Below are 13563 nucleotides of genomic sequence, written 5' to 3' on the forward strand. Positions count from 1 at the left end.
GAGTCCAGTCTTCCACATTAGTACCCCTTATTTTATTAAGAATTAGAGTAAAGTCGATAATAATTTCCTTTTTGTTTGAGTAATTCATCATGTGTTCCTACTTCTTTTATAACACAATTATCTAAATAGAAAATTTTATCAGCATTTTTTATAGTATCGAGTCGATGTGCTACAATTATTTTTGTAGAATGTTCAGCTTGAAGGCTTTGCTTTATATATTTTTCAGATAGATTATCCAAGCTGCTTGTTGCTTCATCTAGCACTAGAATGACAGGTGAGAATACTAATGCTCTAGCTAATAATATTCTTTGTCTTTGTCCGCCAGAAAAATTCCCGCCTGATTCTGAAATGATTGTTTCAAAACCTAAAGGAGTATCCATTATATCTTGGTAAATAAATGCACGTTTACTAGCTTGGATTATTTCTTCATCTGACGCCTGAGAATTCATTTTAATATTTTCTTTTATTGTGCCATTAAATAGTTTTGCCTCTTGAAGAACAGAACCTATCAAAGATCTAAGATGGGTGAGATTATAAGCATAAAGAGGGTGATCATCAATTAAGATTTCCCCAGATGTTGGTTTATATAAACCTAATATCAGTTTAGCTATAGTGCTTTTTCCTGACCCTGAATAGCCAACAATAGCAATACTCTTTCCAGGTTCAACTGTAAATGATATATTTTTTAAAACATATGGACTAAACTGATTATATCGAAATGAGACATTCCTAAACTCTATTTTCCCTCTTAACTTTTTAGGTTCCAAATATTCTTTACTGTAATCCTGTTCCTTCTTTGTTCTCAAGACATCTTTGATTCGCTCAAAGTAAGAACGTAGTGATATAATTTGCGTATAATTACCACTTATAGAAACAACGGGAACGATGAAAGAACTCGCAACTGAATTAAATGCTAAGAGAGTACCAAAAGTAATCTCTCCATTAAATAAAGAAAAACTGCCAAACCATAAAATAAATATAGGTATTATATATTGTAAAGAGGAAGTAACAGTTTGAATACAAGACTCCCAGATGTTCAATTTTTGTGTGCTAGCTAACTGGTCCTGGTATTGAGATTTCCATTTATTCAAAAGCTGCTTTTCCAAACCTAACACTTTAACGTCAGTATAATTATAAACCATTTCAGTAAGTAATGATTGAACTTTGACCTTATCTTGCACATTTCGATCAACTAATTTTTTTACAATTTTAGCGTTAAAAAATAACATTAGTGCTAAGAGGAGACTTACCAATACCAGAATAATACTTAGTTTAATTGATAAAAACATCATTAGAAATGTATAAGTAAAAATTAACATCACGTCTATCAATAATGTAACTAACGTAGTGGATAGTATCTCTCTTATATATAAATTCGAATTGGCTCTAAAAAGAATATCTCCATTACTCCTATTGTCAAAAAATGAAAACGGGAGATGCATCAAAGTGAACATAAAATCACTCATAATAGTCCAATCTAGTCTTGTCTGAAAAAACGAAATTGCAATTCCTCTTATGGCATTTATAATAATAAAGGAAAGAAAAAATGCTACAATAATAACTCCTGAAAAATAGATTAAGTCATAATTCTGAACTGTTAATACATTATCTATAAACCATTTGTTCAACAAAGGTACTGTAACCATAACCCCTTGTAATAATATTGTAATCAAAATAATCCAAGTAAAAAACAGCTTGTGTTGCATTAAATATTTTCTAAGAAAATGATGTTCTTTAATTTTTCTTTCAGGGGTTTTTATTGGATTCATTTCCAATAAAAACCCACTGAATTTTTTACTAATTATTTTTTTATTAATAGTAAGTCTTCCTTGAGCTGGATCTAATATGATATACTTTTGACCTTTTATTTTTTCTAACACAACGAAATGCGTCCCCTCCCAATGTAATATACAGGGGAGTTTTATTTTGTTTAGATCATTAGGGGACGCTTGGAATGCATTTGTACTCAAACCTTTTTTATCTCCAATTTTTACGAGGTTTAGCAAAGAATATCCGCCTCTAGGAGCAGGATATTCCTCTCTTAAGTCATTCAAATGAATTCTATGACCATAATAATTTAAGATCATAGTGATACAAGCTAACCCACATTCACTTTGCTCCATTTGTCGGACAAAAGATGTTCTATTTTTTATCATCATAGCCCTCAACTCACTACTTGATTTTTATTCGTTATACCTTGAATAAAGTTCTTTAAAATTCTCTCTTGATGCACATCTAACAGCTGATGAAGATTTTTCTCGGCCAATGTAAGCAAATGTTTCCCCTTTGAACTCTCGCCAGAATGATAAGAAATGATTCCTTCACTAACCAAATCATAAATTTTCATAAATGAAAAATCTATATCTTTTAATTGTAAAATATCATGAGGGGTAAGTCTATTTTGACAATTCAATTGCATGATACAATAGTAAAAATAAAGGATTTTGAAATTTAGGTCATTATTTAAGTTTTTGTTTTTTTGTTGTGTACTTAGGGATTTTTTCAACAATTCTGCAGCTTTTTCATACTGTTTCTTAGAATGATAGTAACTAATTAACAATAATGTGATAACAAGTAAATCTCCACCAACTGAAATCTTTTGATGATAAATTTTGTTTAAAAACTCTATATGATGCTCATTAAAAACTTTATTAAGATCTTTATTCAAATACAAGTTTTGAATTTTAAAATTCTCGAAGAAGTTTTGTGATTTGTATAAGTTTACAATCGCTCCTCCATCATTTTCACTTGATAAAGGAACAATTGTACAAATTGCAATTGCAAAATTAAGAATCCCAAAATAGGTTATTGCATCATCTAACATACCGATTTTAAAGTCTATACTAGATGTTATAGAATAGGCAATTGCTGTACAAATAAAACTAATTATAGGCCCCCCTGCATAACATAATGTTAAAGCTTTCTTTAAGGAATTTTTTGATAAATTGATATCTTCATAGAACATACAAGTATATCCTAAAGAAAGCTCGAGAGAATGATTAGCTTTTATTTTATTTGGATGACCTGTCAGTAAAACAAACCACGCTGACATAAAATTCAACTTCATTCCCATTACTTTACCAAAAATCAAATGTCCTAATTCATGTAAAAGTATACTAAAAAAACCAAGGAATAGTACCATTATTAATACTAAAAAGATAGTGTCTTGTATGACGAAATAAAGCAACAGCAAGATGCCTGTTATGACAAAACTAAAATTAAACGGTTGAAGTAGCATGTATTTTAACATTTTAGAGCGTCTGTACATAATTTAAGCAGATTTTCAAATGAGTCACATTCAAAAAATCCATTCTCCTTCCAATATTTGTATTCAAAATGACTTTCAGGATAGTTTTGTAACAATAATTTTAAGGTTTGAAAGGTGACTTCTTGGTTAACACTAGGTGTTAACTTATAATCTGATGAACAAATCTTTAAAATATGTGTAACAATTTCATCCAATTTATTTTCTCTCAAGTTATCTTCAGAATTTACAAAACTTGTTTTTAGCTCTACTTTTGAACCCATAAAACTCAATACTTTACCTAAGTAATCTGTAACAAAGTCCGCACCATTACTTTCAGCAGAAGCTATTACTATACTTGGTTTTCCTATTAATTTAAACAAGTGTGCCCAATAAGATAAGCGATCAATAAGAAGTTTCATATCTGATGAAACATTATGAGAGTAAACAGGGCTTGCTAAAATAATCAAATCTGCTTTTTCAATTTTTTCTTTGATTAAAGCCCCATCATCATTTTCAAGTATGTCATTTGGACAAGACCCTTTGTTAAAACAATTTTTACATCCCGTAGAGGGATGTAAATAAAAATCCAAAGGGGTTAATAAATCTATATTCACCTCTCCTTTCAACTTATGTTTAGTAACATTTAAAATATTGTTAGTATAACTTACAATTCGTGAACTTTTATTTCGCGATCCTACATACACAAAAATGTTCTTCAAATTCTCACCTCATTTAAATAGAAAGTACAGAAGGAACCTTTTCTGGATTATTCACTCTTAACAATTGATAAGCAATTCCTGCCAACCCTGTAAATAAGCTAATATCTCTATAGTTATCTGTATCTATTAATTTAAATTCACCATTTTTGCTCTTAGCCATAATGACTTGATCAGCAATAGCTTTAGCAACTCCCAAACTATTGTCGTTATCTTTTTTATATTTCGATAATAGAAAATCTATTATTCCCATGTTACCATGACAAATAGTGTCATTATTCAACAAATGACTTGATATTATTTTGTTATATATAGAGTCTATATTTAGTTTGTTTTTCGGAAATTCAATACCGATATTTTCAATATCAATCATTGCTAATCCAATACCAGTAATACCATTACACCACCTGTTTTTCAAGATATTATCATCGAAGTTTTTATCTTCATACAACAATAACTCTCGAGCTTTTATTAAATATTTATTTACGTTTGTCACTTTCCACATCTTTAGTAAGACTAATGCATATCCAATAGCTCCGTGTGAAAATCCATTACCTAAATTACTAACCTCATTTAATCGTTGAGTAAGATATTCAGTATACTTTATGGCTAACTCTATAAAATGAAGATTTTTATTACGATTATAAAATTTTAACAAAATATTGATTAATCCTGTTACCCCATTAAGATAATCTACTTGTACATTGTTTTCTATTTCATTATCAAGTAGTTTACAATATTCTTTTACCAACTTATTTATCTCCAAGACATTTTCTTCACAATCTTTCATAATAGAAAATGAATATAAAAAGCCCGGGAATCCAGTAAGCCCTACTTGCTTATTATCATATAAATCTTCTACATAACATTGATCCAATAATCTATTAGAAAAGTCGAAATATTTCTTGTCGTTTGTTTCTTTATAAAGATAATAGAAAAATAAATATAATCCGCCTAATCCACCGTAAAAATCTTGTCTAATAGGTATGAGCGACCAATTATTATCGCTTATATTATAAGGTACTATCCAACTTATATCTTCTTTAATTACTGCCCGATTTATAATTTCATCACCTATATTTTTTGCCTCACTTAGATAGTCTAGATTTAAAGGCTGAATATATTTTATTTTCAAATTGGTTTTATACATTTTCTCATTAATAATATTTTTTTTGTAGTCAGTGAAATCACCAAAAAACATATATATAATAGATATTTGCTTTTTAATTTCTTGTTCATCTATATTTTGAATATACTTTTTAAAATAATCAAAAGATGTTGAAGTGAAAAACTTAGAAATTCTATTATTTTCGCTATCTATAAGATCTGTACTGCAAGTATTGTTAAAAAAAATAGGAATATCATTGTTTAACATATCCTTGACTTCTGAAAGTATTAAATGTTTATCCTCAAAAGGATAACCCCACATATTTTCTAGAGCTTTCTCTCTGTCTAGCATATCAGTCAGGAACTCTGGATGTAATGTATGAAATAATATATTAGCATATTGACTAGTATCTCTAAATAAGCATCTGACTGATATATTATGGAATTCATTTATAATTCCATTTTCTTCGGTTAATTTCTTTTTGTTTTTTAAAATTATTTCAAAAACATTTTTAAAACCCTTAATAATCTCTTCTTTGTATTTTTTATAATCAATTTCGCAATTTTCCATAAATGGAAGGTTATTAGCTCCATCTGTAGTATATTCAGTATAGTCATATCTCATTTCATCTGAATTAACATTAACTGGTTGCAGCACTTTAACTTTTTCAGATTTACCGTTTAGTGCACTTAAATCAATGTTAACAGGACTATCAGTCTTGAGACCAATTGTCGGAAGAAACATTGTTCGAGTTACATGATGAAAAATTGTGTTATTAATTTCATTTAGAGAACCATTTTTATTATTTTTTATTTGTAGTGGTTGCTGAATTAGAGTTTCAAGATCAATAATAACCGGGTACTCTCCATGTGAAATTAAATTTTCCATATGTATATCAGTACCGTTCAGTAAAAAAATTACTCCCATTAACTGTCCAAATCTTACATAGTAGTCTTTTACTTCCTCTATTGAATTACACGGTTTGTATTCTATATAACTTTCAAAAGTATAACTATCGAATATTAAAGAGTCTGGCACTTTCATATCTTTTATATTCTTTTGTAAATTAAGCCAATCAATAAAGCGTTTAAATGCAATATTAATACTAAGAGGCTTTGGCTTGTAAAAGATTGTCTGAGATGAAGAAAAGTTTATTTTAGCAACTGTTTTTCCTTTTTGATGTGTATCACCTTCTCCGAATATTATTTCACTAACTTCGTAATTTTTTATTCCATATTTGTCTATAATACTTTTTTTATCCTTATAAAGTTTATCTATTATTGTTTGTGTATTTTCTATAAAAAATAACGTTGTTGTTGAAAGTAATCTTGTCATCACAATATATTCGTTGTAGAATTCAATTAATTTTCCTGTGTTGCTATATTGTTCAAGAAAATATTGAAATCGTTCTGTAGATGAGTCACCTTTTAACTCGTTATTCTCTCTTTGTAAGTTCAATTCTAAAACAATACATTTATGGGCAATATCTATTAAAAATGAACCTAATTGTTTTACTAAATTGTCAACAAAATGATTTTTAAATATAACATCATACTGATTATCATTTATAAATGATTCAATTTTATTTTTACTATAATTTATAAACGGTCTTAATAAATATTGGGGTGATTTTTCTTCATTTTCATTACTATTGTCATAAGTGAACTGATGAATCGATTTATGAAAAAGTTTATACCATTCTTGCTTTTTAACGCTTTCTTCATATAGTTGATTAATTTCTTTATTATATGATCGATTGACTGCATTTGAAAAAATATCTTTAGAGTAGGAATTATAAGACAGCATTTTTTCAAATGTTTGCTCAGATATAATACTCATATCTGTACGCCACAACTGAAGTGAATTACCATTTATAGACTCATTTAATTTCTCATGTACTTTATACCGCTCTTTGATAGTCAATGATTTTGAGAGATTTGTAATGTTAATCATTTTAGTTTACTCCTTTAAAAATATAGGTTGATAAAAAATAAAATATTTTATCAACCTATATTATTATTTTTAATTCAATCTTTATTTATTATCTTTTCCACATTTAAATGCTGCTGAACCTAGATAAGATCCTACCCCACTAATAAGAAAACTACAAATAGGTGTAGAATTTGGCTCAACTTGTCCCCTACTACCACTAGATCCATATATTTTTTCCATTTCACTGATAGATAGTTCTCTTAAGCTACTTCCAATTGCTGAATAAACTTTTTTATCAGAAATAGATGTACTTTTCATCTATCTATCCTCCTCAAATCATAAATAACTATTCTCATATCCAAGTCAATTGATATGAGAATAAAATCACAGTAGCAGTAATAATTACCGAGTATATACATATACACGTCAATGGAAACTCTACAAAAATTATTTAAAAAACTATATTTTATTAATTGGTAATCCAACAAATTCTATCAAGAACTAATGCTATTAACCTAAGCAGTCTTTGTTGTATGATACAATGCCACCTATCGCACTACCAACTGCTGATATACAGAATTTTGAGCTTCTAAACGTTGCACTTATTATCGGCGTAATATTTGGACTAACCTCAGATGCTCCATAAATAGTTTCCATTTCATTCACCGAAAGCCTTTTAAGACTCTCTCCGCATGGATTACTTTTTTTTAAAATAGCTTCTCTAGTCATTTTAACAACCTCCTACTATTTTTTGTTTAGTACTAAACAACCCTATTATAGAATTATATGGTTTAAATGTCAATTAAAAGCAACAATAAATCTTTTAATTATTTTACTTATTTGTTTTGTTGGGCAAAGTGAGAATTCCTTTTTAATCTAACATAACCTATTTATGGTTTATTAGTCAATATTATCATGGTCTATTTACATTATTTTAAAAAAGGTATCAAACTCTGGTAATCTTGGTTATCATATGATGGGTTTATAACAGATTTTCAATAGCATGGAGCTCCTCCTTTATTATAGTAATCGGAATTCAACAAACGTCATCACGAGAGAAATTACTGAGGCTCCGACAAGATATGAAACAAAGAATATAGATATGAGAGTTTTTTTGAAAAAGAGAATTCAATATATTCCTATATAAACAAATTATTCTGATATCTAACTGTTTTTTTAAAAAAAAGACAAACTGTTTAACATTGTATGAGTAAGGAAAAACGCTAAGATGAACCATCAGTAAAATATGAAGTCATTCATAAAAACATCTACAGTACTAAATGGGAAGATAGACAACAATCTGGAAGAAGAGTGAAGACAAAAGCATGGGGAATTCTCTAAAAATATTACAAATTCATCAATAACATGGCACTGTCAAAAAAATGATGGGTATTAAGATAAATGGAAGAAACGTATTACGGATCATGACTAAAACTGTCTTTTTAAAAAAAGATTAATATATTTCCAAATATTAATATCATGAGTGAAAATATGATTTAAGCTTAAAAAGCTATAGAGGAGAGATGTCACCAGTATTACACCAAATGAGGGGGCTCACCATAGTTGTGGGCTATTCACAACGATTTTAAGAATCAAACGAGACTTTTAAGTTTTGCAATTCATAAGGCATCTATCCCCACTCTATGCTAAAAGAATGGGGATATCATGCAACTTTTATTATACCTGAACCTTCCCATACGTCCCGCCGCCTCCAGCTTTTAACTGCATCTCTCCGTTTCTCGCTTTGATCACGAGTTGCGCGGTTTGCGGGCGAAGCAATTGAAGGAGTTCCTCTTCCTTCACATGATGAAGAATATTCATTTCGGTTCCGAAGGCTTGTTTTAATTTCTCAATCGTCTTCGGTCCAATACCAGGAATCATCTGGAGTGGTACTTGATGGACGTATGGAGGACGTTTGATTGGACTTACATCTTGATCGCTGAGTTCTTGCAGTCGGATGCTGACACCTTTGGTGAATTTTTGACTGCCGCATGCTTTGCATTCGGTTTGATCATGCTCTTTAAGGTATCCGCATTTTTCACATGCGGTTTGATAATATTTTCCTAATTGTGGATTCATTCCGTAATTTGCTGTAATCCGTCTTCCTTGGCTGTTTGTTAAGGCAAGCGAGATTTCGTGAAAACTTGCATGTTTGAGCAGCAGTTTATTATATTCTCTGCCGATTTTCCCTAAAGAGTGGGCATCCGAATTGGTCAGAAAAGGATACTGATTCAGTTCAGAGATATGTGATGCCATCGAGGTGTCACTTGAGAGACCAAGTTCGACCGCGTCGATCAACCTCTCATCAAAAACCTCTGTCAACGATAACTTAACGCCTTTTCCGTACAAACTTTTATGTGGTGTAAAAATATGAGCGGGAATGAATAAACCGCCAAGCTTCTTCACTTCCTGCTGAAGGTTAATACCTGTCTCATAGAGACGTTGTGAGCTGAGATGGATGTTTGTCACTCGTTTTGAGAGCCAGTTAGAGAATTGTTTCATTTTGGCGATCGTCGGCATAAACGCCAGTACGTGAATAGGACCACGGCACTTGTTATCATAGATTTCGATTTCAGATCCGCATAACAGGACGGTATCTTTGTATTGAATTCCGCCGTCCTCAAGCTCCCGGTAACGTCCCAAGGAAACCCCTTTTTCAATTTCAGCTAGCACCTCGGGCGAATGGCAATCAATAATCCCAATTAATCCCATTCCTTTATGTTCACTTGCTTCAATTAAAATCTCAGCGAGCGTTAATGATTGAGCTCCAGTGATTTTGACAGGTCTGCCTGATTCAGTTCGCCCGATATGGATGTGCATATCCGCGAATATGTCTATCATGACTTCGCTTCAAGTGCTTTTTGCATCTGCAAATACAAAATGGCATAAGCCGTCTTTGCATCATAGATTTCTTGGCTTTCTACCAGTTTCTGCGCTTCCTGAAGCGGCACCTCCATGACTTCAACAAATTCGTCTTCATCAAGGTCTCGTTTTTCTTCAAGCGGGGTTAATCCTTCAGCTAAATATAGATGTATCAATTCATCAGCAAACCCTGGAGATGTGTAGAAAGCCGTGATTTTCTTCAGGTTTTGAGCCGTATAGCCCGTTTCTTCTTCAAGTTCCCGAAGTGCTGTATATTCTGGTTTTTCTCCTTTTTCAAGCTTACCCGCAGGAATTTCAACAATCGTCCGTTCCAGCGGCTTTCTATACTGCTTAACCAAGATGATGTTGTTTTCATCTGTTAAAGCCAACACAGCCACAGCTCCAGGATGCTTCACAATTTCTCGTTTGCTCGTTTTGCCGTTTGGCAGTTTGACATCTTCAATATAAAGATCGATCACTTTTCCTGAAAAAAGTTTTTCTTTTCGGATGGTTTGCTCCTCTAAATGTTTCAATTTCATCATCTCCTAAGTTCTGTTGCTGCTATTTATCCCATCCATTTTATCATACAACATGAAAGTCTGCTGTTTGTTACCGGTGTCAATTAGTTGAAAACCTCGTTCCTTTGTATTACGTTCAATATAATGAGAAATGAGGAGTGAGACGATGGAAAAACGAATGCTTGGTCATTCTGATTTGAAAGTAAGTGAAGTTGGTCTTGGCTGTATGTCTCTCGGCACAGACAAACAGCAGGCATTAGCCATTTTAGATGAAGCACTAGCGTTAGGTATCAATTATTTGGATACTGCGGATTTATACGATTTCGGACGCAATGAAGAAATGGTTGGCGAAGCCATCAAAGCCAGACGAAAAGACATTATCTTGGCGACAAAAGTAGGAAATCGCTGGGAGGATGGCAAATCGGGCTGGTATTGGGATCCTTCAAAAGCATACATAAAAGAAGCCGTCAAAAAAAGCTTAAAACGTCTGCAAACCGATTATATTGACCTTTATCAGCTTCACGGCGGAACAATTGCAGACAACATCGATGAAACAATTGAAGCATTTGAAGAATTAAAACAGGAAGGTGTCATTCGCTATTACGGTATTTCTTCGATTCGCCCAAATGTTATAAAAGAATTTGTCAAAAAATCGAGTATTATCACGGTGATGATGCAATACAGTTTATTGGATAGACGTCCTGAGGAATGGCTCTCATTTCTGACAGAACACAAAGTCAGTCTGATCGCAAGGGGCTCGCTAGCAAAAGGACTTCTCACAGAGAAACCTGTCTCCAATAGCGGTTATTTAGCTTATCCCAATGAAGAACTCCTCAAAGTGAAAACAGACATTAAAAAAACAGCGCCTGATTTAACCATGACTGAAATGGCCTTGAAGTATATTCTTGCTCAACCCGGAGTCGGTGCGGTGATTCCAGGAGCAAGCAATCTCACACAGCTTCGGGAAAACACGATGGCTGTCGGCGGACGCCAATTGACAGATCAAGAAATGAAAGCATTGCGGTTTTATACAAAACGTAACGTGTACACCGTTCACCGTAGCTAAAAAAGAAAACACCGTCTTCTTTAAGGCGGTGCTTTCTCATTTATATTGCTTCCAGTCGAGTCCGCTTTCATTGAGCAGTTCTTCAAAGCTTTTGTTTTTTTCTTGTTCTTTTCTTTGCTTGATGAGGCACTCATTTTCACGTTTTTTTCGTTTGTCGTCTTCCGCTTTTAATTCGCTTTTCATTTGCTTTAGTTTATCTTTTAAATCATCTGCGAGTGCATCTTTTAGCAGGTGTTTCTCCTCAGGCTGTTTTTTCTTCTTCATTAGATTCCCTCCGTTCTTTAATTGATGATAGTTTATCAAGAAAAACTGAATTCAGGCAAACCATTACTCTTCTGATCTTTTTCATCGTTTATATGCTAAAATAATGATAGAAGCTTTTACAGAAAGGGAGAAAAATTAGAGATGTTTATTGGGCTTGCTATACTTGGAGCATTTTTACTCCTTCTCTTTTTAGGAGGAATTTATTTTACGAATCAAATGATGTACATAAAAACAAGGTCAAATCAATTTATTATTGAACGGGAAACGGCAGCCGGGCATTATGATCAAGCGGCATTTGATGCTTTACCGAAAGAAGACATTACCCTCCAGTCTCCTTACGGCTATGATATTAAAGGGTATTATGTCCATCCACACGAAACGAAAAACACGGTTATTATTTGTCATGGGGTCACAATGAATTTACTAAATTCAGTCAAATATATGAATCTGTTTTTAGAACTTGGTTGGAATGCAGTCATATATGATCATAGAAGACATGGAACAAGCGGTGGAAAAACAACGAGCTATGGCTACTACGAGAAAAACGATTTAGAAACCGTTGTGAATTGGTTGAGGAAAAAGACTGGAGAGCATGCACTGATCGGTATTCACGGTGAATCCATGGGCTCCGTGACAACCCTTCTTTATGCAGGAATGCCAAGTGATGTCGCAGATTTTTATATTGCAGACTGTCCGTTTGCTACATTTGAGGATCAGCTCATTCACCGTCTGAAAGAGGATTTTCATCTTCCAAAAACATTTCTTTTGCCGCTTGCAAATACCTTTTTGAAGTGGCGGGATGGTTACTCGATTCATGATGTCTCACCTTTAGCTGTCATGGAACAAATCCATAAACCGGTCCTTTTCATTCACAGTCAATTTGACGACTATATTCCGGTCAAATCCAGTAAACAACTTTATGAGAAAAAAAGCGGGCTGAAAAAACTGTATATCGCTGAAAAAGGCGCGCATGCCATGAGCTATACAGAAAACCGTGAGACTTATAAACAAACTGTGCGGGACTTTCTCAAGGAGATGAAAGAGCAGTATAAAGAAAGCGAACGAGCTTAAACATCGTTCGCTTTTTTCTTACAAAATATCTGTAATATCACTCATATTTTCACTAATAAAAACAATCGCTGCTTCGATCGTATCAAATTCCTTTGTTTCAAAAGTCATTTCATCCTGAAGAAGCCATACATCCTTTTGGAGCGATTCTGTTCCTCCAATGGACCAATGAAGGAGACTGTATGGATGATTTTGATGTAAAAACGATACCCATGTTTTGTTTTGAGCCGTTTGTTGTAAAGATTTCATCATTTGTTTCAAAAATAACGCCACCCTATTTTACTAAAATACTCATTCGCGAAGAAAGTATCTGTGCCGGGCTTTTCAACATTAAAGCCCCAACCTTCTCATCATAATCGATTGTCATCATTTCATCAAAGAAAACCTTTTGTGATGACTGAATATAAACGGGGGTCCCGTTTGTCTCCAACAGTTCACATTCTCCAAACAATTCCTCCATCAGCCAAATGGTTGGAACACCGCTGACAGCGCACCCGCAACCTTCGGTATCATAACGCAACTGGATTTGTTTATCGGGATAGGTTTCTGTTGTTTGGCGAATGACTTGTTTTGCTTGTTCTGTGATCGTAAGTTGCATCATATCATCCTTCGTTTGTTTTTTACGGACATTGTATCACATGATATACCGGTCATGCATTGTTTCCGTTTTCCGCCACCTGAATGAAAGTGAAAACAACTTATTATTTCAATATATCAATATAAAAATAGGATAAAATGACCAGCACTTTGTAACTAACTTAGTTTTGTTAACGTTTTCACTC

At 32.8% G+C, this 13563-nt stretch carries 13 protein-coding genes; 2 read left to right on the forward strand and 11 right to left on the reverse strand.

From position 1 onward, the window contains the following. Nucleotides 1–35: 35 nt before the first annotated feature. The 8 genes from HOO54_RS13145 to HOO54_RS13180 form a co-directional block, all read right to left on the reverse strand. Nucleotides 36–2159, reverse strand: coding sequence for a peptidase domain-containing ABC transporter (locus HOO54_RS13145; protein WP_172295945.1), 2124 nt, complete (start codon nt 2157–2159; stop codon nt 36–38). A gap of 5 nt (nt 2160–2164) precedes the next feature. Then, nucleotides 2165–3250, reverse strand: coding sequence for a M50 family metallopeptidase (locus HOO54_RS13150; RefSeq protein WP_172295947.1), 1086 nt, complete (start codon nt 3248–3250; stop codon nt 2165–2167). Continuing rightward, nucleotides 3244–3966, reverse strand: a complete 723-nt coding sequence (locus tag HOO54_RS13155; RefSeq protein ID WP_172295949.1) for a flavodoxin family protein — start codon at nt 3964–3966, stop codon at nt 3244–3246. Before HOO54_RS13155 ends, HOO54_RS13150 begins: the two co-directional genes overlap by 7 nt. A gap of 13 nt (nt 3967–3979) precedes the next feature. Then, nucleotides 3980–7024: a type 2 lanthipeptide synthetase LanM family protein gene (locus HOO54_RS13160; RefSeq protein WP_172295951.1), complete on the reverse strand. Its 3045-nt coding sequence runs from the start codon at nt 7022–7024 to the stop codon at nt 3980–3982. Nucleotides 7025–7105: 81 nt separating this feature from the next. Beyond that, on the reverse strand, nt 7106–7321 hold the full coding sequence (locus HOO54_RS13165; protein WP_172295953.1) for a lichenicidin A2 family type 2 lantibiotic: 216 nt from the start codon (nt 7319–7321) through the stop codon (nt 7106–7108). 192 nt (nt 7322–7513) lie between these two features. Continuing rightward, nucleotides 7514–7732, reverse strand: a complete 219-nt coding sequence (locus HOO54_RS13170) for a lichenicidin A2 family type 2 lantibiotic (protein WP_172295955.1) — start codon at nt 7730–7732, stop codon at nt 7514–7516. A gap of 948 nt (nt 7733–8680) precedes the next feature. Continuing rightward, the gene (locus tag HOO54_RS13175) at nt 8681–9844 is read right to left on the reverse strand and encodes a TIGR00375 family protein (RefSeq protein WP_172295957.1); all 1164 of its coding nucleotides are present in this window, start codon (nt 9842–9844) and stop codon (nt 8681–8683) included. Further along, nucleotides 9841–10398, reverse strand: coding sequence for an NUDIX domain-containing protein (locus HOO54_RS13180; protein WP_172295959.1), 558 nt, complete (start codon nt 10396–10398; stop codon nt 9841–9843). The genes HOO54_RS13175 and HOO54_RS13180 overlap by 4 nt, the downstream gene beginning before the upstream one ends. A 151-nt stretch (nt 10399–10549) precedes the next feature. Between HOO54_RS13180 and HOO54_RS13185 the strand changes: the two genes are divergently transcribed. Further along, the gene (locus tag HOO54_RS13185) at nt 10550–11449 is read left to right on the forward strand and encodes an aldo/keto reductase (protein ID WP_172295961.1); all 900 of its coding nucleotides are present in this window, start codon (nt 10550–10552) and stop codon (nt 11447–11449) included. A gap of 36 nt (nt 11450–11485) precedes the next feature. Here HOO54_RS13185 and HOO54_RS13190 read toward each other — a convergent pair whose 3' ends face one another. Continuing rightward, a complete protein-coding gene (locus tag HOO54_RS13190) occupies nt 11486–11713 on the reverse strand; it encodes a YqkE family protein (protein WP_172295963.1) in 228 nt (75 codons plus the stop codon). Nucleotides 11714–11854: 141 nt separating this feature from the next. Between HOO54_RS13190 and HOO54_RS13195 the strand changes: the two genes are divergently transcribed. Next, entirely contained in the window at nt 11855–12784 is a 930-nt protein-coding gene (locus HOO54_RS13195; RefSeq protein WP_172295965.1) for an alpha/beta hydrolase, read from the forward strand. Between the two features lie 18 nt (nt 12785–12802). Here the strand turns inward: HOO54_RS13195 and HOO54_RS13200 are convergent, their stop codons facing one another. Both HOO54_RS13200 and HOO54_RS13205 read right to left on the reverse strand, forming a co-directional pair. Further along, the gene (locus HOO54_RS13200) at nt 12803–13033 is read right to left on the reverse strand and encodes a DUF2552 family protein (RefSeq protein WP_375335839.1); all 231 of its coding nucleotides are present in this window, start codon (nt 13031–13033) and stop codon (nt 12803–12805) included. Nucleotides 13034–13055: 22 nt separating this feature from the next. Continuing rightward, nucleotides 13056–13379, reverse strand: coding sequence for an iron-sulfur cluster biosynthesis family protein (locus HOO54_RS13205; RefSeq protein ID WP_172295969.1), 324 nt, complete (start codon nt 13377–13379; stop codon nt 13056–13058). Between the last annotated feature and the right edge of the window lie 184 nt (nt 13380–13563).

This window comes from Bacillus sp. WMMC1349 (assembly GCF_013155385.1).
Classification (GTDB): domain Bacteria; phylum Bacillota; class Bacilli; order Bacillales; family Bacillaceae; genus Bacillus.